This is a genomic window from Bradyrhizobium sp. Ken01 (assembly GCF_055807355.1).
Map to the genome: position 1 here is coordinate 19,782 of NZ_JBVVPC010000056.1, position 26,614 is coordinate 46,395.

The window sequence follows — 26,614 nt, forward strand, 5'->3', positions numbered from 1 at the left end:
ATGGAACTGGAACGCCGCACAGCCGCAGCTGTTCCATTCCCGTGACCAGATCAGGAGAGCCGAATGAGCGACGGTGAGGATCATCTTGCGAGCCTGCTCGGACGAGCGGCGATGGACGTGTGGGGCGACATGCCCCGCGACATCCAGGAAGCGCTGTTCGAGACCGCCATGAAGGGACGGCCTGCGGAGCGGGAAGAACTCGCGCGGCTGTTGCACGAGCGGCATCCCCGTACGCTTCATCCGGCGCGGCCTGGCTGAGCCGCGGCAGGAACGATCAGGCAAGAAGCCGATTTGTAAAATGGGCGAGGCGCGGTGAATGGGATTCGACGAAGCCCGAGCCGTAGCGCCGCCCAGGATCAAATCGGTGGGTCGATCAGCGTGACTGAAATGATTATCGGAAAATGGTACGACCCCATCTCCCAGAGATGGATCGTGCCGCGCGAAGCGCAATCGGTGGCGGGCCACTCGCAGTCCGACCCGGAGAAGGGGCTCGAAACCCGCAAGCCGGCCGAGGCGCAGCGGATCTGGGACCTGTTGGTCGATTGCTGCGCGCGCGGGTGATGTCCGAGCCGCACCATCATCGGCTTCTGCTGTCGGCAATTCACAGAGTGATGACATAGACCGCGAAGGCAATGATGAGCGCCAGGCTTACGACGACGGTGCTGATCAATATCTTGCCCATGGCGCGTCCGTGCTGTTCCGCCGCGTCAATGTAACAGCCGGCATTTTCGTTCCTGAACGGCTCTGCTGAAGCAGCGCCGACTGTTCACATGTAAACAGAGGGCGCCGGCACCAAATGGCGTGAACTACATCATTTGATATAGATATGGCTGGGCTCGCTCATATCATTGGCCATCCAGAAGGCACAGCATGTGCCCATGACATGGAGACCCGATCGTGCACAGGCGGCGTCGCGTTCAGCAAACCACCACGCTTCAAGAGCGGCTTGCGGAGTTCACCAGGACCATCCGTGAAAAGGCCGAGTCGTTGCCCGACGGCAAGGAGCGGGATGAGCTGATGAAACGGCTGAGAAGCGCCGACACGGCGTCAAGCCTCGACCGTCAATTCGGCGGCAGGGATTGAGCTGCAAGGATCGAGCTGGCAAGGACTGAGCTCGCAAGGATGGAATTTGCAAGCTTCAGCTGCGGTACCAGCTCGCCAGATTCCAGGTCGTGACGTCCCAGCCCGACATGTCGACCATGAGGTTGTTGACCCCTGCGTTGACGATGTTACGGGATAGAAGCGGCAGGAACACGTTGGCCTCGCAAAAAGTTTCGTCGACCTTGATCAGTAGCGCGGCGCGCTTGACCGGATCGAGCTCGTTCTGCGCGGCCTTGTAGGCCTTGTCGGCCTCGGGATCGGACCAGCGCGAGACGTTGCGGCCGAGCCATTTGTTGTCCTTGTTGGAAATCTCCCAGGAGACGCACTGGTTCAGGAAGCGCTCCGGGTCGGGCTGCGGCTGCGTCGTGTTGTACATCTCCATGTCGGCATAGAACTTCGAGTAGGTGTCGGGATTGCCGACGTCGGATGAGAAGAACACCGATGCCGTGACCGCCTTGATCTCGATCTCGATGCCGGCCTTCTGGCAGGCTTGCTTGATGATGGCCTGCGTCTTCTGACGCGGCGCATTGGTCGAGGTCTGGAAGACGAATTTCAGCTTCTTGCCGTCCTTCTCGCGGAGGCCGTCCGCGCCCTTGGCCCAGCCGGCTTCATCCAGGACCTTGTTGGCCTTGTCGACGTCGAACTCGTATTTCAGCTTTGGCGACTTGAACTGCTTGGGTGCGTTGACGAAGCTCGCGGTGGCGACGCCGCCGCGCCCGTAGATGAACTTCTGGATCGACTCGCGGTCGATCAGCAGGTTCATCGCGCGGCGAACGGCGGGATCTGACAGCGTCGGATGCTTGGTCTTGGGGCTGGAGCGCTCGCCGTCCACCTCAGTCCACGGATCGGTCGTGTTGAGGATGATGAACTCGACATTGCCGGAGGGCGTGACGTCGAGCTTGCCCTTGCCGCTAGCCTCCATGCGCTTGAGGACCTCCTCCTCCACTTGCATGTTCCAGGCATAGTCATATTCGCCGGTCTGCAGCACGGCGCGCGCCGCGGACACTGCATCGCCGCCGCCTTTGATTTCGAGCGTGTCGAAATGCGGCTGGTTCTTGACGTGATAGTCGGGATTGCGTTCGGCCCGGATCAGGTCCCCGGGCTTGAACTCGACGAATTTGTAGGGACCGGTGCCGACCGGCTTCAGATTGCCGGGCGCTTCGCGCGACTTCGCGCCGACATAGTCGCCGAAATGATGTTTCGGCAGGATCGGACCGACCGAGCCGACGAAGGGATCGGCCCAGAACGGCGTCGGCGCCTTGAACAGCACCTTGACGGTATGGTCGTCGATCTTCTCGACCGTGATGTCCTTGTAGGAACCGGTCGTGTACGCCGCTGTGGCGAGATCCGAGGCGTACTGCCAGGTGAAGACGACATCATCGGCGGTGAAGGGCTTGCCGTCGTGCCATCTCACGCCCTGCTTCAGTTTCCAGGTCACGCTCAGGCCGTCGGGCGAAAGGCCGCCGTTCTGCTTTGACGGGGCTTCGGCCGCGAGGCAGGGGACGAGGTTGCCCTCCTTGTCCCAACCGGCGAGCGGCTCGAAGAAAACGCGCGAGGCGATCTGGTCCTTGGTGCCGAGCGCGAAATGCGGATTGAGCAGCGTCGGGGCCTGCCAGAGCAGGATCTTGAGCGGGCCGCCGCCGCCGGCCTTGGTCGGTTTGTATTGCAGCGTGGCATCCGCCATCGCCACGTCGTTCCAGACCAGGATCTGGCTCGCGACCGGCGCTGCGATCCCGATCGCAGCCATCGTCTGCATGAACGAGCGTCGCGACAGCGTGCCCTGCTTCACCTCAGCGATGGACTTGCGGATTTCGTTCTCGTTCATCGAATGATCCCCACTTCACGGACAAGTCGTCACTGGCCAGGGCCCATCATGTTTCATCGAGGGCGAGGCGGCAATGCCGACAGGGTCAGAAAACCCTGCGGCGAAATGACGAATTTGCGGAGGTTTGAAGCCGGGATGGAGCCGAGCGCAAACCAGGATAGGTCCTGCCGCGCAGGCGGCGCCCCGGATTGCGCTTCGCTCCATCGGGCTAGGACAACGATCAGTGCGGTTTTGCCGTGATGCGCCTCACGCTTGCGCAGGTGCATTCGTTCCCCACATGCGGACGAACGGAGAAGCGTCGTCCGCGCCAGGAGACCAATATGGATTTCCATTTCATTGATTTCGCGCCGCGGAGAAGCGAATACGGTTCCAATCATTTCCGCCAAGTCATGGAGACCAAGATGTCGTTTCGCCTCCCCCTGATCCTTGCGACCGTGCTCGCCGCCTGGTCGGCCGCCGCTTCAGGCGAGACCATCAAAATCGGCGTGACGCCGGGGCCGCACGCCCAGATCTTCGAGGCCGTGAAGCCGATCGCCGCCAAGCAGGGTCTCGACATCCAGCTCATCGAATTCTCCGATTACGTCGTGCCGAACGCCGCACTCGATGCTGGCGAGATCCAGGCCAATTCGTTCCAGAATCAGCCTTATCTGGACAACCAGAAGGCCGACCGTGGCTACAAAATCGAAGCCGTCGGCTTGACCGTGAATTTCCCGATCGGTGTCTATTCCAAGAAGCACAAGGCCTTCGCCGACATCCCCGAAGGCGGCAAGGTCTCGATCCCGAACGATCCGACCAATGGCGGCCGCGTGCTGCTGCTGCTGCGCGACAAGGGCGTGATCAAGCTGAAGGACAGCACGGGCTTCAAGCCGACGGTGCTCGATATCACCGAGAATCCCAAGAAGCTGAAGTTCATCGAGGTCGACGCGGCGCAGGCGCCGCGCGCGCTCGACGATGTCGATGCCGCCGCGATCAACACCAATTACGCAACCCAGGCGGGCCTCGATCCCGTCAAGGACCCGATCCTGCGCGAGGACCCGAAGGGGCCTTATGTCAACCTGATCGCCGTTCGCGCCGCCGACAAGGACAAGCCCTGGGTCAAGATCCTGGTGGGCAGCTACCACACGGCGGAGGTCAAGGAGTTCGTCCTGACCAAGTTCAAGGGCGCGGTTCTGCCGAGCTGGTAGGCAGTCTGCCCAGCCAAAGTTCAGCTCAGGGCGATCCCGGCGGGCAGGCTTGCGTACTAGCCCTGCGCAATGCCCGCTTGTCTGGAGCTGCGGCAACCGACATCATCGGGGCCCATCCTCGTCCGACAGGGGTCGTATGAAACGCTTAGCAAACCTGAAACGCCTGGGGTTTTTCACGCGGCTTCTCGACGAGGCCCCGCCCGCCGACCGATATCGCTTCGCGGCCGAGCAGATCGTGCGCGCCGAGAAGGCGGGCCTCGATTCCGCGTGGATTGCGCAGCACCATTTCCACGAGCGCGAGGGTGGCCTGCCGTCGCCCTTTACTTTCCTCGGTTACGTCGCAGCCCAAACCTCGCGCATCCGGCTCGGCACCGGCATCGTCACCTTGCCGCTGGAGAACGCGGTGAGGGTGGCGGAAGACGCCGCGGTGCTCGATCTGCTCTGCAACGGTCGCTTCGAGCTCGGTGTCGGCACCGGCGGCAATCCCTCGGCCTTTGCCGCCTTCGGCCTCGATAGCGCCCAGCGCAACGAGATCTTTGCGCGCAATTTGGAAATCGTCCGCACCGCGCTGATAGGCAAGCCGCTCGACGGTGGCGACACGCTCTATCCGCAGGGGCCGCAATTGGACAACCGGATCTGGCAGGCGACGTTCTCTGTGGCGGGCGGGGCGCGTGCCGGCAAGGCGGGCGATGGCCTGTTGCTGTCGCGCACCCAGCCTCGAATCAAGGAGGCGCCGAAGGCAACGCTGGCCGAGATTCAGAATCCGGTGATCGATGCCTATCTCGAAGCGCTGCCGCCGGGACGCGAGCCCCGCATCATGGCTTCGCGCACCGTCTTCGTCGCCGACGACCGCACTGAGGCGATGCGCCTTGCCGATCTCGGGCTGCGGCGCGCGCTGCCCCAATTCCTCAAGGGCGGCCACGCCAAGCCGGGCGAGACGCTCGAGGAGATGATCGCGGCGTTCGACACCCATGTCGGAGCGGCCGACGACGTCATCGCTTCGCTCCGCGCCGACGCCACGCTGGAGCGGGTGACCGATCTCGTCTTCCAGGCGCATTCGGTCGATGCCCCGCATCCCCATATCCTGCGCTCGATCGAGCTGGTCGCGGAGAAGGTCGCGCCGGCGCTGGGCTGGGCGCGGTCCGCACCCGACGTGGCACTGGCGGGTTAGTCGGAATGAACGGAATCGCGTTGCACGAGGCTCAATGATGGGTACCAAGGATATCATCGACACGCTCGCCGGGATCGAACCGGGTTCGGCGCTCGACGCCATTCGCGCGCGCCGCCTGCAGGCGCGCGACAATGCACAGAAGAGCTATCTCTCGCTGTTCGAGCCGATCGACCCCGGCGATGTCTCGCTGGTGGAGCGCGCTGCGGTCGCGCTCTTCGTCATCGGTCTTCACCGCGAGCCCACGACGGCCGGCTTCTACCGGGCGAAGTTAGCTGCGACAGCCGATGGCGCGCGGCTGGTCGAAGCGGTCGATGTCGAAATCGCGCGGGGCGAAACCTCGGGCCCCTACGGTGCGTTTCCAGCTGGCCCCCTGTCGGTCGAGAACAAGGCCGGCCTGATCTATCGCGTCAGCGCGGAGCGCAAGCCCGATCTCGGGGACCGGCTCGCTGCGGCGTTCGAACATGCGCATCTGCTGGTGTTCCGCCCGCGCGATGCGGCTGCAGCCGACATGAAGGCTCTGCTCGCCGCCGGCTGGTCGAACACCGGCATCGTCACGTTCTCTCAGCTCGTTGCGTTCCTGTCGTTCCAGGTGCGCGTCGTCACCGGACTGCGCGTGCTCGGTGCCTCGCTCGGGCGCACCGCGGCCGGCGCGTAAGGAGGCTGCATCATGAGCGCTGTAAACAATGTCGATCCGCCTGTCGTCTTCACCCAGGATGAACTGGGCTGGGTGTCGTGGATCGATCCGCTGCCCGAAGCCGAGCTGACCGAGCGGCATTTCGCCGGCCTCGTCGATCGGTCCCGTTCCAAGTCCGAGTATTTCCGCCTGCTGGTGCGCGATCCCGAGGTGCTGGAGGCCCGCACCAAGACCGACAAGGACATCTTCTACAACGTCGCCGACGGCCTGCCGCGCGCCGAGCGCGAGCTCGCGGCGGCTGCGACCTCGCGCTACAACGGCTGCATCTACTGCGCCTCCGTGCATGCGCGTTTCGCCAGCACTTATTCCAAGCGCCGCGACGATGTGCAGCGGCTGCTCGACGACGGCGTCGGCGCTGATCTCGGCGAGCGCTGGAATGCGGTCGTCAAGGCCTCGGTGGCGCTGGCTGCGACGCCGATCGCGTTCGGCCCCGACAATATCGATGACCTGCGCCGCGCCGGTCTCGACGATGCGGAGATCGTCGACGTCATCAACGGCGCGTCGTTCTTCAATTGGGCGAACCGGCTGATGCTGTCGCTCGGCGAGCCCTCGAAATAGCCAATCTCACCGGCATAGAAATTGCTGGTTGTTTCAACACCTGACAGGATGGAGCCATCCATGAGCAACATCGATCGTCGTACCCTGGTCAAGGGCTCGCTTGCCACTATCATGGCGGGAGCGGCCTTCTCGCGCGCCGCGCTTGCGCAATCGTCCGAACCAATCTTGCTGGGCGTCAGCGGTCCGTTGACCGGGCCGAACGCACAATATGGCACGCAGTGGAAGCAGGGCTTTGATCTAGCGCTCGACGAGATCCAGGCAGCGGGCGGCATCAACGGCCGCAAGCTCGCCTATAGTTTCGAGGACAGCCAGAGCGACCCGCGCCAGTCGGTGGCGATCGCCCAGAAGTTCGTCTCCGATCCCAGGATTGTCATGGAGCTCGGCGACTTCTCCAGCCCCGCCTCGATGGCGGCCTCGCCGATCTATCAGCGCGGCGGGCTGGTGCAGTTCGGCTTCACCAATTCGCATCCCGATTTCACCAAGGGCGGCGACTTCATGTGGAGCACCTCGGTCAGTCAGGCTGACGAGCAGCCGCTGCTGGCGGCCTATGCCGTCAAGCGTCTCGGGCTGAAGAAGCTCGCCGTGCTGCACCTCAACACCGACTGGGGCCGCACCAGCCGCGACTATTTCGTCAAGGCCGCGAAGGAGCACGGCGCCGAAATCGCCGTCACCGAAGGCTACATCGCGGAAGAGCGCGACTTCCGCTCCACGCTGGTGCGGGTCCGTGACGCCAATCCGGACGGGCTGATCCTGATCTCCTATTATTCCGACGGTGCGCTGATCGCCCGCCAGGCGCGCCAGGTCGGGCTGAAGCAGGTGATCTGCGCCGCGAGCTCGGTCTACTCGCCGAAATTCTTGGAGCTCGGCGGCGAGGCCGTCGAAGACGTCCATGTCGGCACGCGCTACTTCCCGGAAGACCCGCGCCCCGAGGTGCAGAAATTCATCGCGGGCTTCAAGAAGAAGTACAACGGGGTGGAGCCCGACGCGTTCAACGCTTACGCCTATGACGCGATGAATATGGCCGCCGCCGTGGTGAAGATCGGCGGCACCGACCGGCGTGCGATCCGCGACGCCTTCACGAAAGTGAAAGACGTATCGAGCGTGATCTTCGGCAAAGCGACGTTCGACGTCGAGAGCCGGCGCGTCAAGGGCGCCATGAACGCCGAGCTCGTCGTGCGCAAGGGCCAGTTCGCGCTCTGGGACGGCAAGCCGACCTGAGGGGATTTTCTGCGTGTCTTCCTGGCTCGACTACACGATCAACGGGCTGATCGTCGGAAACGTCTACGCCCTCGTTGCGGTCGGGCTCGCGCTGATCTTCGGCGTCAGCCGGCTGATCAACTTTGCGCAAGGCTCGATCTACCTCGTCGGCGCCTATATCGGCTGGGTCGCGGTGGTGCAGCTGCATACGCCGCTCCCGCTCACCATCATCGTGGTCGCGGTGGCGGCGGCGCTGGTCGGCTTGATCATCGAACGGTTCGGCCTGCGTCCGCTGCAGAACTCGGTGCGCATCGCGCCGCTGCTGGCGACGATCGGCATCAGCTTCGTGCTCGATCAGCTCGTGATGCTGACTTTCTCGCCCAATCCGCGCGCCCTGCCGAGCCAGTTGCCGGATGTCCGCTTCCAGATCGGCGGCGGCACCATCGGGCCGCTCGATCTGCTCATCGCCGGTGTCGGCCTCACCAGTGCGTTGCTGCTGTTCGTGTTCCTGCGCTACAGCAAGCTCGGCTGGGCCGTGCGTGCCACCGCGCAGGACCGCGACGCCGCGATGCAGATGGGCGTCGACGTCAATCGCGTCAATCAGGCCGTGTTCGGCATTGCGGCAGCGCTCGGCGGCGTTTCCGGCCTGCTGGTCGGCATGTACTACAACCAGATCGACACCGCGATGAGCCTGCAGGCGACGCTCAAGGGCGTCGTTGCCGAAGTCGTCGGCGGCGCCGGCAACGTGCCGGGTGCGGTGATCGGCAGCCTGCTGCTCGGACTGGTCGAGAGCTACGGTGTTGCTGTGTTCGGGACCAGCTACCGCAATCTGTTCGCGTTCCTGCTGCTGGTCGTGGTGCTCGTGCTGCGCCCGAACGGCCTGTTCGCCAGCGCGCGGCAGGCGCCGCCCGAGCCGCTCACCGGCACGTTCATTGCGCCGAGCCGCCCGGTGCGCATTCCGCGCTGGGCGCTGCTGATCGCGACCGCCGTCTTCGCGATCCTGCCGCTGTTGCCGGTGTCCTTCTACGTGCTCCAGACGCTGATCAACGCCTGGCTGCTCGGCATGCTCGCGCTGAGCCTCACCCTTGTTGCAGGCACCATCGGCCAGGTCTCGCTCGGGCACGCCGCGCTGCTCGCGATCGGCGCCTACACCTCCGCGCTGCTGTCGCTCACGTTCGGCATCCCGGTCGGCCTTGCCATCATCGGTGGCGGCTTGATGAGTGCTGCGCTCGGCACTGCGTTAATCTCGCCGTCGTTCCGGCTGCGCGGACACTATGTGTCGATCGCAACGCTCGCGATCGGCGAGATCGTCTCGCTGGTGATCCTGAACTGGGAGAGCGTCACGCGCGGGCCGATCGGCATCTCCGGCATCCCGCCGCTGTCGCTGTTTGGCTATGAGCTGGTCAGCCCGATTTCGATCTACTGGTTCAGCTTCATCGTGATGGTCGTGCTGGCGCTGCTGCAGGGACGCCTCCTCGGATCGCATCTCGGCCGCAGTTTTCGCGCCATCCGCGACGACGACATCGCCGCGCGCGCCTATGGGCTCAGCCTGAACCGCTACAAATCGCTGGCCTTCATCTTCGGTGGCTTTGCCGCCGGTGTCAGCGGCGGCATCGCCGCGCATCTCTATTCCTACATCAACCACGAGACCTTCAACACGCAGCAGTCCATCCTGGCGCTGACTGTCGTGATCCTCGGCGGCCTCGGCAATGTCGTCGGGGCCATTCTCGGAGCGGTGGCGCTGGTCGGCCTGCCGGAAGTGTTCCGCATCGCGGCGGAGTACCGCATCCTGATCTACGGCATCGTGCTGCTGCTGCTGGTGCGGTTCAGGCCGCAGGGCCTGTTGGGGACGATCTGATGGCTGAGCAGCACACGACCATGCTGTCCCTGCGCGGGCTGACGCGCCGCTTCGGCGGCCTCACCGCCGTCGACGCCATCGATCTCGATCTGGCCAAAGGCGAGCTGATCAGCATCATCGGCCCGAACGGCGCCGGCAAGACCACGCTGTTCAACCTCGTGACCGGGCTTGACCTGCCGGACGCCGGGACGGTTCGCTTCGAAGGTCAGGACATCACGGGTCTCTCGCCGGAACGGCTCGCCGCCGAAGGCATCGCGCGGACGTTCCAGCTCGGTCGCGTGTTCGGCAATCTCAGCGTGATGGATAACGTGTTGATCGGTGCCCACACGCGGCTGCGTGCGGTCAAGCCGGCCGTGCCGGTGATCGGGCCACTGCTGGAATTGGGGTTGGCGCTGCTGCGCCCCGCCAGCGTCAAGGCCGAGGAGGAGCGGCTGCGCGAGGAGGTGAAGGTCATTCTCGCGCGCTTCGGCGAGCGGCTGCTGCCGCGCATCGACCAGCCGGCCTACAGCCTCTCTTACGCCAACCGCCGCCGCGTCGAGATCGCGCGTGCGCTCGCCTTGAGGCCGCGCCTGCTGCTGCTGGACGAGCCGACCGCCGGCATGAACCCCACCGAAACCACGGAAATGCAGGGGCTCATCGCCGAGCTGAAAGCCGAAGGGCTGACGATCTTGCTGATCGAGCACAAGCTCGAAATGGTGATGCGCCTCTCCGACCGTGTCATCGTCATGGATGAAGGCAAGAAAATCGCGGAAGGGCCGGGTGACCAGGTGCGCGGCGATCCCAAGGTGATCGAGGCCTATCTCGGCCACGGCCTGACGACGAAGCAGGAGAGCGCGGCATGACGAACCCGCCTCCCGATGCGCTGCTCGCGCTGACCGACGTCAATACCTTCTACGGCCAGGCCCAGGTGCATTTCGACCTGTCGATATCAGTTCCGCGCGGCCATATCGTCTGCCTGCTCGGCGGCAACGCCAGCGGTAAATCGACGACGATGAAGATCATTTTGGGTCTGGTGAAGCCGCGCTCGGGCGAGGTGACTTTCGACGGTGCCTCGCTGCTCGGGTTGACCACGCCGCAGATCGTCCGCCGCGGCATCGCCTCGGTGCCGGAGGCGCGGCGTCTGTTCGCGGACATGAGCGTGCGCGAGAACATCCTGATGGGTGCGTTCGTGCGCGACGACCGAGAGGCGATCGCGCAGGATCTCGACAAGATGCTCACGCTGTTCCCGAAGCTCGGCCAGCGGCTGTCGCAGCGCGCCGGCTCGCTCTCCGGCGGCGAGCAGCAGATGGTCGCGATGGCGCGTGCGCTGATGAGCCGTCCCAGGATGATCGTGATGGACGAGCCCACCATGGGCCTGTCGCCGCTCTACGTCGACCGCGTGCTGGAGCTGATCCGCACCATCAACCAGGAGGGCGTCTCGGTCTTCATGGTCGAGCAGAACGCCAGCCTCGCGCTCGAGATCGCGCACGAGGCCTATGTGCTGCAGACCGGCAAGATCGTTCTCTCCGGCTCCGCCCGCGCGCTGAAGGACGATCCCCGCATCCGCGATGCCTATCTCGGCGGCTCCGAGGCGGCGTAAGGAGTCCGCTGTCGTCTCCTCCCTCCCGCAGATCCGCATACACGATCGTCGCGCAGCGATCCGGGGCTGGTCAGTATGACCACCTTATGAAAAGATCATACCGCTCGTGCGATGGGCGTGCAGTGGATGATTGTCGTGACGAAATTATCTTTGCGGGCGGTCGAGCCCGGAATGGTGCTGCTGTTCGGCGGGTTGATCGCGGCCAACATCGGGGCCTGGGCCTGGGCCTTCGTGGCGTTCGGTGACCGGCCGACGGTGATGGCGACCGCGCTGCTCGCCTGGGTGTTCGGCCTGCGCCACGCCGTCGATGCCGACCACATCGCGGCCATCGACAATGTCGTGCGCAAGCAGATGCAGGCAGGCGGCACGCCGCGTAGCGTCGGTCTCTATTTCGCGCTCGGCCATTCCACGATCGTCGTGGTCGCGACCATGCTGCTCGCGCTCGGCGTCGTGAGCCTCGGTGGCGACAGCCTGCTCAAGGAGATCGGCGGCTTCATCGGCACCTCGGTCTCGGCGCTATTTCTGCTGGTGATTGCGGCCATCAATCTCGTCATCTTGGCCGGCCTGTGGCGGACGTTTCGCGCGGTACGGGAGCAGGGGATTCAGGACGCGGAGGGCCTCGATGCCCAGCTTGCCAATCGCGGCCTCCTGGCGCGGCTGCTCGGCCAGACGTTCCGCCTGGTGACAAAGCCCTGGCACATGTATCCGCTCGGCTTCCTGTTCGGGCTCGGCTTCGACACCGCAACCGAAATCGGCCTGCTCAGCGTCTCCGCCGGCGAAGCCGCGCGCGGTGCTTCGTTTGCCGATGTCCTGGTCTTTCCCGCGCTGTTCGCAACGGGCATGGCGCTGGTCGACACCGCCGATTCCGCGCTGATGGTGAGCGCCTATCGCTGGGCCTTCGTCGATCCGCTGCGAAAGCTCTGGTACAATCTCACGATAACAGGGGCTTCCGTGGCGGTGGCGCTGTTGATCGGCGGAATCGAGGCGCTCGGGCTGATCGCGGACCGGCTCGGCCCGTCCGGCGGCGTGTGGGCACTGGTCGACGCGCTCAACGACTCGCTCGCCAATGTCGGCTTTGCTGTGGTCGCGCTGTTCGCGGTCGCCTGGCTCGTTTCGGTCGTGCTCTATCGGCGCATGTTTGCAGTTGAGCGGCGGCGCGCGGCGGATGCGCTTATTGGCGCCGATGCTACCGAAGCGGCCTGATCGACAATCTGCTGGCTCAGGCTGACGCGCTCGCGACCTGCTCCGCCGGCAGATCGTCGGCGTTGGGATCGCCCGGCGCGGTGGCCCAGGCCAGTTCCACCAGCGTCACGATCCGGCGGCCGGCGCCGTCGAGCTGGCAGACGATCAGGCCCTGCTCTTCCATGTAGCCGAGCAGGCGCTGCGCCCGGCGCAGCGAATGCGAGCCGTAGGCGCGGGCGATCGCGGCGTCGCCAGGACACGGCCAGCCTTCTTTCGCCGCGCGCGCGATCATCATGAACACGCCCTGCATGTCGTCGGGAAGGATCGAGGCGCGGAGCGACACATCCTGCCAGGCGTCGTCCTCGGCATGCTCGGCGCCGAGCCCGGCGCGCGCCCGCGTCAGCATACGGCGGAATTCGGTGAGGTCGGGCACCGCCGAGCCGAGCCCCTCGATGCGGCAGCGAACCACGAACTCCTGGTACAGCACGCCGACCGCGCGGAAACCGGCATCGGGCGCGGCGAGCACGGCACGAAGGGTCCGATCCACGCGCTCGCGCCGCTCGGCGAGCTCTTCGGCACTTGTCGGGACCTCGATCGTTTCGGGGCCGATCTCCGGCGCCGCAGCCTTGGCGGCGCGGAGTTGCTCGAGCAGATCCGGCGCGGGCCGGCGCTGCGGCCGGCTGGCATCGGGCGGCGGCGCGGCCAGGATCACGGCGCGCATATTTTCGAGTGCGGCTTCAGGCATCGGCATCAGCCGCGGCGTGGAATTGCGCGGCTGGGTTTCGGTCGCGCCGATATTCAAACGCAGGGGGCGTCGCGACAGTGCGGGGCCGAGCGCCATGAATTGTCCGCGTTCGAGATCGCGAAACGATTCGGCCTGCCGCCGCTCCATGCCGAGCAGGTCGGCGGCGCGCGCCATGTCGATGTCGAGGAAGGTGCGGCCCATCAGGAAGTTGGACGCTTCGGCCGCGACGTTCTTGGCGAGCTTTGCCAGCCGCTGGGTCGCGATGATCCCGGCAAGCCCGCGCTTGCGGCCGCGGCACATCAGATTGGTCATCGCGCCCAGAGACAATTTTCGCGCTTCGTCAGAGACTTCGCCCGCGACCGCAGGCGCAAACAGCTGCGCCTCGTCGACGACCACCAGCATCGGGTACCAATGGTCGCGGTCCACGTCGAACAGCCCGCCGAGGAACGCCGCGGCGCGGCGCATCTGGTTCTCGGCGTCGAGCCCTTCGAGATTGAGCACGGTGGAGACCCGATGCAGCCGTGCGCGCTCGCCGGCCACCTGAAGGCCGCGCTCGGTGTGATCCTCGGCCTCGATCACGAGATGGCCGAAATGCTCCGCAAGCGAGACGAAATCGCCTTCGGGATCGATGATGGCCTGCTGCACCCAGGGCGCGCTCTGCTCCAGCAGCCGCCGCAGCAGATGTGATTTGCCGGAGCCCGAATTGCCCTGCACCAAAAGGCGGGTCGCCAGCAGTTCCTCGAGGTCCATGGCCGCCGCGGCGCCCGCCGTGGTCTGCCCCATCTCGATCGCAACCGTCATGCCCGACTCAAGTCCCATCATTCGCGGACAGGGGCTTATCAACCCGGCCGGGGCGCGTCGAGCGCCACGGCGACAATCATGGTCCGTTGCCCACGACGCAGTTCAGGCGTGATTCGATTGCCGTAGAAGTGCGGGCCGATAGAGGGCTTGCGGATCGTCGTCCTCGGGTATCGCTCGAGCCGAGTTCCAGCCTGACCCGTTGATGTGCGAAACCGCCATTGCGCCGTGCGCCGGGCATGCGCCCCGTCAATGAGCGGTCCGCGAAGTCCGGCCAGGGGATCGCGGCGCTACAGCGCGCCAGATCCGCCCTGCACGATCTTCTCGTTGAGCTTCAGGTCCACGGTCTCGACCGTGCGGTCGATCTCTGCATTGGGCGCGCCGAGCTGATGCGAGATCAGCTTCACCAAGAGATCGACGCGCTCGATGAAGGGCGCGCCGCCGGCCACCGCGCGTGCGGCCGACGACGGCTTGAGCAGGCTCTCGGCAGCCTTGGCGTATTTCGCGAACGGCACCTGGTCCTGCGGATCGGCGCCGAGACGCCGGGCGATGGCGTCGACATGCTCGTAGATCGTCTGTGAGCGCGCGAGATCACCGTGCACGGCATCGCGGATCGACTGCGGCTCGTGCGGCGTGATGCAGCGGTAGTTGCCGGTCAGCAGCATCGACCATTTCGCCAGCGGCACGAACAGAGAATCGAACACCTTCAGCTTCACCGGCACGTCGTGACCATCGAGGGTCACCGCGTCGATGTCGGCTTCGAGCTCGCGCAGCACCTTGTTGTGCTTCTCGTCGGCGAACACGGATGCCTTGAAATTCGTGGGCAGACCGACGTGAAGCACGTTCGCAGCCTCTTCCGGCGGACGGAACGCTTGCGGGTCGGGCGAGCACAGGGTCACCAACCCCGGCTCGAAGCGCTCCCACACCTGCGCATTGGTGTAGGCCTCCTCGAGATCCATGTCTGCGAGCGAGGGGATCCGCTTCAGATAGGGCAGCGGTGGCATGTTCATGATCGACAGGCACGGCAGCTTCGCCGCCGCGATCCTGACCATGAGAACGCGCACCGTGTGGTTGGTGTATTGCGGCTCCTGCATCGCAAGGCCGACCATGTCGTAACGGGACAAGTCCACATTGGCCGGCGTCACGGCGTCGAGCTTGCCCGGCAGGTCGCGCGAGAAGATGGCGCGGTGAACCGCCTCGTCACGCAACTTAATGCGCACCTCGGTACCCTCGCGGTTGATCAGCTCCGCGGTCTTGGCGCGGCATACCAAGGTCACGTTGTGCCCCGCCATCAGCAGCTTCGTGCCCAGCAGGGAGCCGTAGGAAGCCCCGAGAATCAGGATGTTACGTGCCATGTCTCGTCCCTTTGACAATTTGTGATTTTTGAGCCCCGGCCGTCATCCGCAGGCGAGTTTGGCGGGCATGTAAGGCAAAGTGCCAGGCGATGGCAACTGGGATAATGGATACAAGGCCGCGGAGGGCTCAGCAGGTGGCCCGGCGTGTTGCTTGGCGCCGAAAGCGCGACGACGCTTCACCGGCGACGGGCTCTGCAGGTCCTTGAGTTGCTCAAATAACTGGCTTACCGAAGTAGAAAATGTTGCACGTCCCGTTCGCCCGGGCTCACCCAAAACGCGATCATACCTCGTCACGTCTCGCGCGCCGGGTGCGCATGAGCGACTTCGAGGATTTTGTCGCACCGGTTTTCCTACGGCGCTGAGAGCCGGAAAGTCCCTTGGCGAAGGCCGTCGGCATCGATCAGGCGGCAACCCGTAGCATCTTTTATCGCCGGTGTGATTGGTGGCACGCGGGATCGGCGTCATGAGAAATTCATGATGGAAGCCGATACAGGCGATGCCTTCTCCCTCGTCAAATGAGCTCCAATTTTAGTCGTCCATCGCAACAAAAAACTGCAAACGCGAGACAGCAAAAAATGGCAGAGTGGTGCGGGGCCCAAACTGTGTGTCAGCAACGGAGCTGAGACGTGACGATTGAGTTGGAGTCGGCGTGACACTGGCTTTGCGACCGGCTCGTTCGGAGTGTAGTCCGTCTGGTCCAGTGCCCCCGCCCGCGAAGGGAAAGCGGAACGATCATCGGGACGGCAGACGCAAGCGCGATCACGCACGCGTGACATCGCCTCGAGCAGACATGCAGGGCGTTGCGCTGACAGCGCTGCGCCTGGTCCAAGCAACCGCCGCCGCGCCGTTCGGGGACTGACATGGAACATGATCATTGGCCTCACGGCGCGTGCGACGGCGCCGGTCGAAGCTTGGCGTGCTTGCGGAAACGCGCGTCCGATTTTTTCGAAAGCTTGTCGGTCGCGGAACTCGTGCGCGAGGCGCACAGGCATCGGTGGATTTCGGACTGGTTGAGGATCTCAGGCGAGTACCGGATATTCGCCGAATCGACGCGCGTAACCGGTTCGGCTCAGACCGCGCGGGAAGCGTGGCTGTGCTCGCTGACGGCTCTTGAAGTCGCGAGGAACCTGTCTTGGCCCGGAGATCCCGGGAGTACCGACCTCGTAGACAAGGTCGGACTCAGCCTGAGGGGCTTCGAGGCGGACGCCGGTTCGGCGATCGAGCGCGTGGAGATCGACTGCTTTGATCAAGGCTCGCTTGCGGGCTATTTTCTGCCGGCGTTCCCCGATCGGTCTTTCGCACCCGCGGTTCTTTGTGTCAGCGACGAGGACATCACCGTGGGCTCGATGATGGCCGGCCTCAGGGCGACGGAACATGTCACTCCTGCTCGTTGATACCGGCAATTCATCCGGTCGCAGCCCCTTCAAGCCGGCGCATATTCTGCAATGCTGGCTGGATTACCTGGAAGCTCGTCCGGACGTCGATTCGCAGCAGATCGCGGTCTACGGCGAGGGGGCGGCCGCCAGTCACGCGTCCCGTCTTGCCCTCCTGGATCGCAGGATGGCTGCCGCCGTGTGCGACGGCGGCATTGCGACGCCGGTCATGCGCCGGGCATCGCTGCGCTGGATGATCGGCGTCGAGCAGGCGGTCCGTGCCGGGACCTCGACAGGTTCGTTGCTGCCGTCGCGTCGGATACCTTGCCCGCTTCTGATGGTCGTCGGGAGCCGCTCAATGGTTTGGGAGGAGGATGCTCTCGAGCTGCAAGCCGATTATCGGCAGGCCGGAGCCGATTGCGCGACCCTCGTGCCGAACTGCATTCCTCACCCTTTGGGCGAGGTCGAGAATTTCATCGCGGTGGACGATTTCATTTTCGAATGGCTCGACAGCAAACTTGGAATTGCCCGTCAGCTGGATTCTGTGACCTACCTCTAGGGTGCCAAAAGATTGCGAAGGCAAGAAGAGATTGAGGATGAATCGAGGCCCACGCTCCGCGCCCGACGTCAGTGGGTCAGGACGCGTCGATGGCCAGCAACCGTGCGGCCAGCCGGGCATTCTTGGCAATCGTTGCGAGCGCGGCATTCAGATCGGCTAAGGTTTTCTCGTCGAGCTCGTTGAACATGGTCGAGTTCAAGGCGAGCTTTCTCTTCGACAGTTTTTCGATTTCCGTCGTTGCTTTCGCTGTCAGCGACATCAGGACGTAGCGTGCGTCGTCTGCTGCCGGCCGTCGCGACAGGAAACCGCCCTTTTCGAGGGCCTTGGTCTGGTTGGTCACGAAGGCCGGGTGGACCCGCAGCTTGTTTGCGATGTCGATTCCGGCGACACCTCGCCCCTCGTCCAGTTCCGTGATGGCCATCAGGATCAGCCACTGCGGCTCGGTAATGCCCAGCAGTCCGGCCCAGCTGGTGTGGATGTCTTCCAGCTGGGAATGAATTTCGACGACGTTCCAGATGAAGTCCGTAATCGCCCTGTCGAGTTTCTTCTCGATCATGTGGCTCCCTCCCCGTTTATCCCTTGCCTATCTTTAGTGGGATATCTTGGAAGCGTCTCGAAAATCGCGCGCCGATCCAAAGAGAGATACCGCAGGGAAGGAATCGTAGGCTCAATTATTGCTTGCAAAGAACAATTAATTTTATTATCGACTACCCCACTCTATTTCGCTGCTCTTGACCCACGCGATGGACAGCGATGCGAGACCTCCAAGAAGCCCTCGGGATGCCCCCCGAGGGCTTTACTCGTTTTTCTGCATGGTTTTTCTCAGGAGATATCGCCGCTGTTGCTCTCAAGACACATCGCGGCCCGAACTGTCGATTCATCAAATCAATAAATTGAGGCAGTTGTTTTTATAAACTATATGTGAAGCCACGACGGAGGGGGGGCACCTCACTGTCGTTTCAGTCCGGACCCTCGTGCGGATCTGAATTGATCGAAATTGAGAGGGTAAAGCGGCGTCCACCGAGGACCCCGAGCCCACTGAACCGACCTGGAGGTTTACTAATGAAGTTGACGAAGACACTCTTTCTCGGCTCGGCTGCCGGCCTGATGGCCGCCTCCGGGGCGTTCGCTGCCGATCTTCCCGTCAAGGCCAAGGCGGTCGAATACGTGAAGATCTGCTCGCTGTACGGCGCCGGCTTCTACTACATCCCGGGCACCGATACCTGCATCAAGCTCGGCGGCTACGTGCGCGCTGACGCGAACTTCAACACCAACTCGGATTTCAATCCGAACCAGGGCGGTACTGCCGGTGCGCGCAACCGTCTGATGAACTACTACACCTTCCGCGCTCGTGAAGACCTGAACATCGACACCCGCACCGCGACCGAGTACGGCGTGGTCCGCACCTTCTTCGACGGTGTCTTCACCTGGACGAGCGGCAACTACACCCCGACTGGTTCGGCAACGGGTGGCACTCAATACAGCGGTACGCTCGGTCTGAACGCTGCGGGCACCGCCCTCGTCGGTTCGAACGGTAGCGGCAACGTCAACGGTACCGACGGCAACACCTCGGGTGGTGCGCTCGGCGTGTACTATGCCTTCATCCAGTTCGCCGGCTTCACCATGGGTAAGGCCGTGTCGCAGTTCGACGCGCCCTGGACCAACTATCCGGGCAATCTCACCGACAACCTCGTCGGCGGCAGCGGCACGGTCACTGGTGTCAACCAGTTCACCTACACCGCCGACTTCGGTCAGGGCATCACGGCGTCGTTCTCGGCTGAAGACGTCTCGGCCTACTATCAGGCCGGCAACGTCAACATGACGGGCGCGACCGCGGGCGGCATGATCGGCGGCTCGTACGGCACCAACGCGATCGGCGGCACTCGTTCGCCGAACCTCGTCGGTCAGGTTCGTGTCGACCAAGCCTGGGGCCTGTTCCAGGCGTCGGTGGCCGCGCATGACAACCACGTCGGTTATTACGGCGCGACCGAGACGACCGGCCACCCCGACGACAAATGGGGTTGGGCGGTTCAGCTCGCTCTGTCGATCAAGAACATCCCGACCGGCGCGGGTGACACGATCAACATTCAGGGCGTCTACACCGACGGTGCGACCCGCTACAACTTCCAGAATCTGTCGGGCAGCAGCTACGCGCTGTACGGCAATTCGGGCATTGCTGGCTCTTACGGCAGCATCGGCTTCGCCAGCGCTCCCGATACGGTGTTCGTGACCGGCAGTTCGCAGGAAACCGTCAAGACCTGGGGCTTCCGCGGCGCTTACACCCACAACTGGGATCCATACTGGAACTCCTCGCTGTACGGTGCCTACGCTCAGGCCCAGTTCGGCACGCTGGCCAAGACCACTCTCTGCGGTGCTGGCGGCGGCGGCGGTGTGTTCGGCGGCCTGGCGGGTGTGACGGGTTGCAACCCGGACTTCGCGATCGGCCAGCTGGGTGTCGTCACCCGGTGGACCCCGGTCAAGAACCTGACTTTCTCGGCGGACGTGTCCTGGACCCATCTCGACCAGAAGTATTCTGGAACGGTTGGCCTCGTCCCGAACGTCGTGACCGCCAAGCCCGCCGCGGTTTACGAACTGAAGGACCAGGACTCGATCGCCATGATCCTCCGCGCTCAGCGCAACTGGTAAGATCTGTCGAAACACATGAACGAACACCCGGCGGGAAACCGCCGGGTGTTTTTTTTGCGCAAGGCAGATGATGTCAGGCGGCGAAGCCCCGGCGCCCGGATGGAGCAAGTATGATCCGGGGCTGCTCGCGCTGCCTCGGGCACCTTCCCGGATTACGCTTGCGCTCCATCCGGCTACCGGACCTCCTCTGTGTCGCCTCTGTCAATCCGCTCATGCAAATATATCCCGCTTTACCGAAATTCGGAAATGGCGTATGTGTCGACCACCCCGGCTCATCCTCGAGGGGCGATCTTGTGGTCGTCATGTTCGCGAGCCGGGCTTGCGGTGGACGCGGCAGCGTTCGGGTGCGAGTGGCCAAGGGCAGGGCGGATTGCTCTCCGTGAGCCCAAGGCTGCGTTCCGACGAGCGGCGCTGTCAGGCTTCGTCTCGTCTGTAAGTTTCTGGCTCCGTCGACAGGGCTGGGAATACTGCGGCGAAATGGCGAACCGTGCGTACGGCAAAACCGTGTGGTCCTGTCGTCCAGCGATTTCGTGCCGTGAGGAAAAATACAAAACCCTTTTTAATGAAAGGGGTTAGTTGGTGGCGGCGTCCGCGACCGCTGCTGGCGGAAACCCGCCGGGCCCTATTAGGCCCTAGTTTGACATGCTGCCGCTTAAGAAAGAGTTTGGGGGCTAGGTCCGCGCGGACCCGGTCGGCTGCGCTTGGATGGCCGTCGGATCGCGGCGCTGGCCTGCTGGACGTGCTGGCGCGAGCCGCCCCTCGGCGCGGCTCTAGGCATCTTTGCGCTCCCAAATCGTGACGTATGAGGCGCGATGCTTGTTTGCCAGCGCGTCTGTGAAATCAGGTTGGAAAACAACTGTCACAATGCGCCAATCGTCATGTAGGCCGCTGTTTAATTGGATATCCAGCATGGATTGGTCGGCCCAAACGGATGTGGTTTTGAATCTAGCTTGCCGCAACTCGGACATGGTTATCCCGCTTGGCCCTGCGCTGGCGGCCCGCTCTACGGTTTTCCCGGGCCTGCGCTGAGGCGGCCCGGTTGCCGAAGTTGGACCGATAAACGGGACTACTTTTTCGGCTCGGTGGTGGTTGGGGTGCTTGTGGTGCCGTCGCGCGCATCCCGTCGCTCGTCGCGGCCTGTGCGCCGCTCTTGACGCCGCTCTGTGCGTCCGGTGCGGCGTTCCTGCCGCCGCTCGGTTCGCCCGCTGCGCCGTTCCTGACGGCGTTCTGTGCCTGACTTCGGCGCGTCCGCTGGCGGCGCAATAGGCGCGGCGGCTGGCGCGGCGGTTTGGGCCACAGCCTCTGAGGCCGCAAAAATTGAGGACGAAGCCACGAGCCCAAACAGCCCTGCGTGTCCAAGAAAGGTTAGTGCGTTGCGACGACAGACCTGTTTCGGCCCCGAACGGTCACTCATTGTCAGGCTCCCGGTTGCTGCCCCACCTGAGCAGTCTCACTACCGTCGTCGGCTTGCTTATTGATTTGGATCAACTTGGCCGGATCGTTCAAGCCATGCTGGTATCTCGGTCGATGGGATCGACACTCTCGGCAGGTGCGGGATGATGGTCCCCGCAGTGACGATCAGCCCGTCGTAATATTTGGTTCGCGCAAAATCCTGCGCCTCCGCTTTGGTTGAAAACATCTTGGTTAGGCGCGGATGTCGCCGTCTTGACAGCGTGCCATTTGGGGGCACTTCAAAAGTGACGTACCAAGTGTGTTTCACGCTGTAATGCCGCCCCTGCCTATTCGCGCCGGACAAAAGGAAAGCCGCCACGGGGAGGAAGCGGTGACGACTTTTTTTCGCGCTCGCCGCTGAACAAAAACGAGCGCCGAGACCGTGAAGGGTGTGGCCCCAGTCCTTGGGGAAACTGGGGCCACGGGGGGCTGTGTACCTGTATTGATTGGGGGGCTGGTACCTGACAATCCAAACTCAGAAATCAACTTAGCGAAAGTTGTCCTGTGGTGCATTGTCCCAAAGTACAGAGTGCAAGGGCCCGGAACTCGGGCACTTAGCATTACCTTCCCGACGCTTTCTTGAGCGGCTCGATCAGTTCGCGCGACGAGAATGGCTTGGTGAGATAGGCGAGACAGCCGGATCGAAGGGCGGCCTCGCGAACCGAAGGGCTATCGTTCCCGGTCATGTAGATGACTGGCACACTGTTCCCAGCCGCCTTGAGGCGGTGCCTCAAGTCGATGCCTGATCCATCGCGCAGATTGATGTCGAGAACGACGCAAAGCGCGCTGTCAAACTCGCTGCAGTTTGCAAAAGCCTCCGCAGACGGAAACAGAACGCTGGCGTAGCCAAACTGTCGCAGGAGTCGGGCTACACTTCTCAGCATTGCGGCGTCGTCATCGACGACAAGGACGACATTCTTGTTGCACAAGAAGTTTTCCGTTTGCCAGAGGTGTCAACGGACGCTTGTCGCTACGAGTAGAGAACTACCAAATCGCCAAAATGACCCGGCGGAGCGAATGGGTACTCCCGGAGCGCTTAGTTTACCATTGTACTGAAGGCCCTTGTAGAGCTGCTGGAGGTGATGAGGCCGCATGTTTGCTGTTGGATGCGCAACCTGAGACACCCGCCCGGTCAGGAACTGAGACAAGCTCCGCCAGTCGCCATCAGAGGCCCGGCGTCCAAATATATTCTCAGCTATTCCGTTGATCTGATCGCCCCCCAGCACGCGGGCGACAATTCAGTCGCCTTCTCCTTGAGGCAATTAATAATGCGCTGGCCACCGGGGCGAAGTCCTTTGCACAAAAGCTCGATGTCGCTTTTGCATTCTCGTGCGATCTTGATGGGGTCGGTTAGACGTTGCTTGGCGAAGGCATCTTGGCCAAACAACGCGATTGCAATGCCGAACAAGATACGAAACCAGTTCATTTCCAGCGCTCAGTTGGACGATTGCACTCAGAGTACAGCGTTGAGACCCAAGTTCAGTTGAGTTCGGTGCTATCGCTACGGACGCAAGAGGTTCCATCAAAGCAAGGACGCCCATTGATCTACATCAACCTCCCGCGCGGACAGAGCCGCAATCTTGCGAGCGGGGTTCATGGAAGGGTTCCGTCGTGCTCCGCTTCTGCCCTCAGAATTCCGGGATCGTCATCACTATGACTTGCCTGCTTCGAACGCCGCGCCCTTTGGTCGCTCTGGGTGCATAAGCGCTATCAGACTGTGCCGAGCCGTGGCGTTTAACTGTGATAATCGCTCCAGCTTAGAGGGTCTGTTCCGTGGCTGGGGAAAGAGCTCCGATCCTCTCGGCAAGAGACACCAGCTCGGCTAACGACCGGACCTGCATTTTTTCCATCACACCGTGACGGTGAGCTTTGATCGTGCGCTCCGTTGTTCCAAGCGCGTGAGCGATCTGCTTGTTGATTTTGCCACGAACGATAAAGTTGAAGACCTGTCGCTCGCGCGGCGTCAATGTAGCGAGACGAGCACGGGCCGCACTTATTTTGTTTTGCAGGTCTAGCGTCGATTGATGGTGTGCCAACGCTCCTGCGATTGCGCGAAGAAGGTCTTCGGAGCTTGCCGGCTTGCTCAAGAAATCCCGAGCACCCGCCTTTATGGCCCGCACGGTGAGAGGAATGTCGGTATGGCCGGAGAGAAATATGATCGGCAATGCCGAGCCGAGTTCGACCAATTTTCTTTGCAAGGCCGAGCCGTCCAGATCGGGCATTTGCACGTCGAGAAGAATACAACCCGGAATGCCGTCGCTCGGTAGTCGGTCGAGCAGCTCCTGCGCCGACGAATAGGCTGCGACCTGGTAACCGGCGTGCTTCAAATGACGCTCCATCGCCGTCAGAAAGGATAGATCGTCGTCAACAATATGCACGAGCCCCTGCACCGGTCCCCCTCCGTTGAAAGGATGGTACCGGGCAATTCAGAGTAATTGATTATCTTTTTTTCCTCTTTGGGGGCATGGCTGATCTGTCCGTTCGAAGACGACTATGCAGTTTGTGCCACTGCCGCGCTACCGCGTCGCGTCGCCTGTCGTGGTGACGATGACGAGGTGATGGTGACCTGAAAAAATGGCTCAACTTGAAACCATGTACCAGTTGGTTGGTCGAACCTGATCTGCTCGACAGACGGGCTGACGCGCTACGGCTGGCGGTGGCCCGGCGGATCGCGTCGGCGGGCCTACTGGATGCGATGGCCGGGCCTGCCCCTGCGCTGGCAGCGCGCTGTGGGGGCCTCCCTGCGGCCTTCCTGTGGCCCGACACTGACGCCTGACGGCGTGGCCCGTCGCCCGCAGCTAGCCCGGTCCCGGTTGGTGGCCGAACGTTGATCCTGATCAACTACTGCAGTCGGTGCTGCCGCTGGATGGATGATCCAGAGCTGGGGAAGTAAACATGGAATTCCCACACTGGCTTATGATCGGCGGCGCTTTGCTCGTGTTCGCCGGGTTAGTCGGCGCAGCGCTTCAAAGAAGACGAGCGGCAGCCAACCCGTCAGAAAGTAACTTAGCCGATGAGCAACCGGCGACGCCGCTGCCCAAGTCGCTCGACCATGCGGCTCGTTCGCTATCCGGGCAAGCCTCCCGCGTGGAACTCCGAGTGTCCCGGCCTTCGCAGATCGAGTAATCGCAATCTTCATGCGACCACACGATGATGCCCAGCGACCTCCCGCGTGCGAGAACTGCGAGCGCGAAATGACGCTGCTCGAAGATCGCCAGAGATCGGAATTCATAAAGCCTGCGCGTGTACAGATGCCTGCCTTGCCAGCGCATTGACACAACGCACGACGGAGGCAGCGGCTGGCAAACTGGCCCGGCTTACCCCGGTGTGTCTGTAGCCCTGCGCTGGCGGACCGCTGTACGGGCTTCCTACGGCCTTACGGCTGGCGCGATGGTGGGCGATCGACGCTGGCGTGATGCCGCTCCTTGTCCGGCAGTCCGCGGTTCCCGAACGGTGAGCGAGATGCCCGGTGATCGACGGGCTCTATCACTTGCATGGCCACGCCTCGCGCAGCGCCGTGGCCACAAGGGCGACCCCGTCGAGATGGAGCTGCTCCGGGTGCGTCTCGAAGTAGCGAACTACAACGCGGGTGGCTTGATAGCGTGTAACTTGCTCGGGCAGGCAGATGTCGTCCTTCGTGAACGCCACGGCATTGACTACTCCACCACAAAGACCGGCGTTGTAGGCCTTGTCCGTCGTGGTCATTGGAAGCAGCGCGCGAGCACAAGCGCCCCACATTTCGGTGCCGGGCGTTCTCCACGCTGCCCCCGCATCAGCCGGAGTGATCGCGAGCAGGTACATGCCGGTCAGGATCGCAAGGCGCATCTGTCCCTCTCAATGCGCCCGTGGCGCTCAGTGGTTGGTCGATCATGGATCAGGTGCCTCTGATCCACGGCCAGCGCGATGGTCGCACCGACTTCTCGACGGCCTTGAGCAAGGCGGCCTGCTGCTTCGCCTGCAGCCGCTTGCGCCGCCGCTGTCGCCAGAGCGCTCCCGCCGCAAGGATGAGGATCGCCACGATCAGCGCGATGGTGATGATGCCGCCAGCCGTCAGCACGATGGCAACCGTCATGACGGGCTGCGCTGCGCCGGGCTTGCTGGTGTCCGATCCATGTGCCCCGCTCCTGCCCCGCCGTAGGATGCCGCGTCGCGGCGCGCTTGCCAACCTTTGCTTGGTTTGGTCCTGGAACCGTTGGCGCAGCCACGCGCAAACGCCCGCTCGCCTTTGGAGGCGAACGGGCGGAGCAACTCTTAGCTATCCTGATCAGTAGCGGCCGAGACGCCCGCCGCGATAGCCGCCGTAGCCCATGCCGTAGCGCGCACCGTAACCGCGCCCGCCGAAGCCGTAGCGTCCGCCGAAGCCGCCGCCAATGTAACGCCCGCCGTAACCGTAGCCGCGACCGAGGCCATAACCGTAACCATAGCCGCGTCCCAGACCATAACCCGCACCGTAGCCATAGCCGATGCTGCGACGGATGCCGTAACCGTAGCCCACCGCGCCATAGCCGTAGCCAGCGTAAGCGGGCATCGTCTCATAGGCGGGCTCGATAGCAAGACTGCTTGCGTCAGAAAATGCCTCGTATCCAACGCCGCCGCATCCTGCATTGCAGCCTGAATAGACAGGAGCGACATAGACCGGCGCGCAAGCGGTGGAGCCACAAGGCGAGCACGAACTTTGAAACAGTCCGCCTCCGCAGGCCATCGCGGGCGCAGCGGCAGCGGTCATCATCACGGCAACCGCCGCTACCAATGCTGAAGCCATTCGACGCATTTCTCTCTCCCTTTTGTTCTCAGGAGGTTTTAAGCCAATGCGGCAGCGTAAGGGTTAAACCCGGCGTCCAAACCGTTGGTAAGGCTAACGAGGCCAAAAGACGGCGGCCGAAAACTCGCTGAGAGCGACGGCTGCGTCCTTCCGACAGCCCGGCAATGCGGGGACCGCGCGACGCCAGTCATCGAGGCTATCCGGTGCGAGAAAATCCATGGTTGCAGTTGCAGCAGTGTGTAGCGCGGGTCGTGCTACTCAAATGCGCCAACCCCCGCAGCAATCAAACTCCGCAATTCAGCAAAATGAGGCTATCTGCCCAAAAGGAGAAGCCGGGTCCTGGTAGCGTCATGTCGCAATCAGGCGTGCGCCGACGCGGCGGGCGGCGAAGCCAGTTGGTGGAGAATGGCCACGAGTTCGGTGTGCACAGGTGATGTCCGGTCACTGAACGCCTCGATTGGGTTAGCTTCAGTGAGCCGGTTGAGACGCGTGAGCAGACGAATGCGCTGACGGCGTGTAAGTTTCGCCTCCGACGAGCGCCACCGGAAGAACAGCCGATACAGTTCACCGTCTCC

General features: G+C 63.1%; 27 protein-coding genes. 15 read left to right on the forward strand and 12 right to left on the reverse strand.

Going from position 1 to position 26,614, the window contains the following annotated elements; translation table 11 throughout:
* Nucleotides 1-63 precede the first annotated feature (63 nt).
* The 3 genes from AC0L3S_RS34210 to AC0L3S_RS34220 all read left to right on the forward strand — a co-directional run bounded on the left by AC0L3S_RS34210 (nt 64) and on the right by AC0L3S_RS34220 (nt 1,083).
* Entirely contained in the window at nt 64-258 is a 195-nt protein-coding gene (locus AC0L3S_RS34210; RefSeq protein WP_473263700.1) for a hypothetical protein, read from the forward strand.
* 120 nt (nt 259-378) lie between these two features.
* Nucleotides 379-561, forward strand: coding sequence for a hypothetical protein (locus tag AC0L3S_RS34215; protein ID WP_473263732.1), 183 nt, complete (start codon nt 379-381; stop codon nt 559-561).
* 336 nt (nt 562-897) lie between these two features.
* Nucleotides 898-1,083 carry a hypothetical protein gene (locus AC0L3S_RS34220; protein ID WP_473263699.1) on the forward strand — a complete coding sequence of 62 codons (186 nt, stop codon included), beginning with the start codon at nt 898-900 and terminating at the stop codon, nt 1,081-1,083.
* A gap of 55 nt (nt 1,084-1,138) precedes the next feature.
* On the opposite strand, the gene AC0L3S_RS34225 is transcribed toward AC0L3S_RS34220, so the two are convergent.
* Complete coding sequence (locus tag AC0L3S_RS34225) at nt 1,139-2,926, reverse strand: peptide ABC transporter substrate-binding protein (RefSeq protein WP_473284118.1); 1,788 nt, start codon at nt 2,924-2,926, stop codon at nt 1,139-1,141.
* A 389-nt stretch (nt 2,927-3,315) separates the two neighbouring features.
* Here AC0L3S_RS34225 and AC0L3S_RS34230 point away from each other — a divergent pair, with 389 nt between their 5' ends.
* The 9 genes from AC0L3S_RS34230 (at nt 3,316) to AC0L3S_RS34270 (ending at nt 12,370) form a co-directional block, all read left to right on the forward strand.
* A complete protein-coding gene (locus AC0L3S_RS34230) occupies nt 3,316-4,110 on the forward strand; it encodes a MetQ/NlpA family ABC transporter substrate-binding protein (RefSeq protein ID WP_473263731.1) in 795 nt (264 codons plus the stop codon).
* A 136-nt stretch (nt 4,111-4,246) separates the two neighbouring features.
* On the forward strand, nt 4,247-5,281 hold the full coding sequence (locus AC0L3S_RS34235) for a putative FMN-dependent luciferase-like monooxygenase (protein ID WP_473284119.1): 1,035 nt from the start codon (nt 4,247-4,249) through the stop codon (nt 5,279-5,281).
* A gap of 37 nt (nt 5,282-5,318) precedes the next feature.
* The gene (locus AC0L3S_RS34240; RefSeq protein ID WP_473284148.1) at nt 5,319-5,936 is read left to right on the forward strand and encodes a CMD domain protein; all 618 of its coding nucleotides are present in this window, start codon (nt 5,319-5,321) and stop codon (nt 5,934-5,936) included.
* Between the two features lie 12 nt (nt 5,937-5,948).
* A complete protein-coding gene (locus tag AC0L3S_RS34245; protein ID WP_473284121.1) occupies nt 5,949-6,533 on the forward strand; it encodes an alkylhydroperoxidase domain protein in 585 nt (194 codons plus the stop codon).
* Nucleotides 6,534-6,593: 60 nt separating this feature from the next.
* Nucleotides 6,594-7,751 (forward strand): ABC transporter substrate-binding protein, encoded by a 1,158-nt coding sequence (locus tag AC0L3S_RS34250; RefSeq protein ID WP_473284123.1) that lies wholly within the window; start codon nt 6,594-6,596, stop codon nt 7,749-7,751.
* Nucleotides 7,752-7,764: 13 nt separating this feature from the next.
* The gene (locus AC0L3S_RS34255) at nt 7,765-9,588 is read left to right on the forward strand and encodes an ABC transporter permease (RefSeq protein ID WP_473284125.1); all 1,824 of its coding nucleotides are present in this window, start codon (nt 7,765-7,767) and stop codon (nt 9,586-9,588) included.
* Complete coding sequence (locus AC0L3S_RS34260) at nt 9,588-10,430, forward strand: ABC transporter ATP-binding protein (protein WP_473284127.1); 843 nt, start codon at nt 9,588-9,590, stop codon at nt 10,428-10,430. Before AC0L3S_RS34255 ends, AC0L3S_RS34260 begins: the two co-directional genes overlap by 1 nt.
* A complete protein-coding gene (locus tag AC0L3S_RS34265) occupies nt 10,427-11,167 on the forward strand; it encodes an ABC transporter ATP-binding protein (protein ID WP_473263690.1) in 741 nt (246 codons plus the stop codon). Before AC0L3S_RS34260 ends, AC0L3S_RS34265 begins: the two co-directional genes overlap by 4 nt.
* A gap of 171 nt (nt 11,168-11,338) precedes the next feature.
* Complete coding sequence (locus AC0L3S_RS34270) at nt 11,339-12,370, forward strand: HoxN/HupN/NixA family nickel/cobalt transporter (protein ID WP_473284150.1); 1,032 nt, start codon at nt 11,339-11,341, stop codon at nt 12,368-12,370.
* Nucleotides 12,371-12,386: 16 nt separating this feature from the next.
* Here the strand turns inward: AC0L3S_RS34270 and AC0L3S_RS34275 are convergent, their stop codons facing one another.
* A complete protein-coding gene (locus tag AC0L3S_RS34275; protein ID WP_473284129.1) occupies nt 12,387-13,895 on the reverse strand; it encodes a helicase HerA domain-containing protein in 1,509 nt (502 codons plus the stop codon).
* Between the two features lie 287 nt (nt 13,896-14,182).
* On the reverse strand, nt 14,183-15,247 hold the full coding sequence (locus tag AC0L3S_RS34280) for a ketopantoate reductase family protein (protein ID WP_007595931.1): 1,065 nt from the start codon (nt 15,245-15,247) through the stop codon (nt 14,183-14,185).
* Between the two features lie 860 nt (nt 15,248-16,107).
* Between AC0L3S_RS34280 and AC0L3S_RS34285 the strand changes: the two genes are divergently transcribed.
* Both AC0L3S_RS34285 and AC0L3S_RS34290 read left to right on the forward strand, forming a co-directional pair.
* Entirely contained in the window at nt 16,108-16,641 is a 534-nt protein-coding gene (locus AC0L3S_RS34285; RefSeq protein WP_473284131.1) for a hypothetical protein, read from the forward strand.
* Nucleotides 16,622-17,179: an alpha/beta hydrolase family protein gene (locus AC0L3S_RS34290; RefSeq protein ID WP_473284133.1), complete on the forward strand. Its 558-nt coding sequence runs from the start codon at nt 16,622-16,624 to the stop codon at nt 17,177-17,179. The genes AC0L3S_RS34285 and AC0L3S_RS34290 overlap by 20 nt, the downstream gene beginning before the upstream one ends.
* A 76-nt stretch (nt 17,180-17,255) precedes the next feature.
* On the opposite strand, the gene AC0L3S_RS34295 is transcribed toward AC0L3S_RS34290, so the two are convergent.
* Nucleotides 17,256-17,735, reverse strand: coding sequence for a MarR family winged helix-turn-helix transcriptional regulator (locus AC0L3S_RS34295; RefSeq protein ID WP_106942150.1), 480 nt, complete (start codon nt 17,733-17,735; stop codon nt 17,256-17,258).
* 506 nt (nt 17,736-18,241) lie between these two features.
* Between AC0L3S_RS34295 and AC0L3S_RS34300 the strand changes: the two genes are divergently transcribed.
* The gene (locus AC0L3S_RS34300) at nt 18,242-19,825 is read left to right on the forward strand and encodes a porin (protein ID WP_473263686.1); all 1,584 of its coding nucleotides are present in this window, start codon (nt 18,242-18,244) and stop codon (nt 19,823-19,825) included.
* 770 nt (nt 19,826-20,595) lie between these two features.
* Here the strand turns inward: AC0L3S_RS34300 and AC0L3S_RS34305 are convergent.
* The 8 genes from AC0L3S_RS34305 to AC0L3S_RS34340 all read right to left on the reverse strand — a co-directional run.
* Nucleotides 20,596-20,793, reverse strand: a complete 198-nt coding sequence (locus AC0L3S_RS34305; RefSeq protein WP_473284135.1) for a hypothetical protein — start codon at nt 20,791-20,793, stop codon at nt 20,596-20,598.
* 1,044 nt (nt 20,794-21,837) lie between these two features.
* Complete coding sequence (locus AC0L3S_RS34310) at nt 21,838-22,206, reverse strand: response regulator transcription factor (RefSeq protein WP_473284137.1); 369 nt, start codon at nt 22,204-22,206, stop codon at nt 21,838-21,840.
* Between the two features lie 266 nt (nt 22,207-22,472).
* A complete protein-coding gene (locus tag AC0L3S_RS34315; RefSeq protein WP_473284139.1) occupies nt 22,473-22,703 on the reverse strand; it encodes a hypothetical protein in 231 nt (76 codons plus the stop codon).
* A gap of 331 nt (nt 22,704-23,034) precedes the next feature.
* The gene (locus AC0L3S_RS34320) at nt 23,035-23,667 is read right to left on the reverse strand and encodes a response regulator transcription factor (RefSeq protein WP_106945058.1); all 633 of its coding nucleotides are present in this window, start codon (nt 23,665-23,667) and stop codon (nt 23,035-23,037) included.
* Between the two features lie 1,096 nt (nt 23,668-24,763).
* Nucleotides 24,764-25,102 carry a Rap1a/Tai family immunity protein gene (locus tag AC0L3S_RS34325; RefSeq protein ID WP_063995445.1) on the reverse strand — a complete coding sequence of 113 codons (339 nt, stop codon included), beginning with the start codon at nt 25,100-25,102 and terminating at the stop codon, nt 24,764-24,766.
* Nucleotides 25,103-25,151: 49 nt separating this feature from the next.
* Nucleotides 25,152-25,349: a hypothetical protein gene (locus tag AC0L3S_RS34330; protein ID WP_473284142.1), complete on the reverse strand. Its 198-nt coding sequence runs from the start codon at nt 25,347-25,349 to the stop codon at nt 25,152-25,154.
* A 192-nt stretch (nt 25,350-25,541) separates the two neighbouring features.
* Entirely contained in the window at nt 25,542-25,805 is a 264-nt protein-coding gene (locus AC0L3S_RS34335) for a hypothetical protein (RefSeq protein WP_473284144.1), read from the reverse strand.
* Between the two features lie 593 nt (nt 25,806-26,398).
* Nucleotides 26,399-26,614, reverse strand: a 216-nt coding sequence (locus AC0L3S_RS34340) for a hypothetical protein (RefSeq protein WP_473284146.1), incomplete at its 5' end; no start/stop codon positions are given.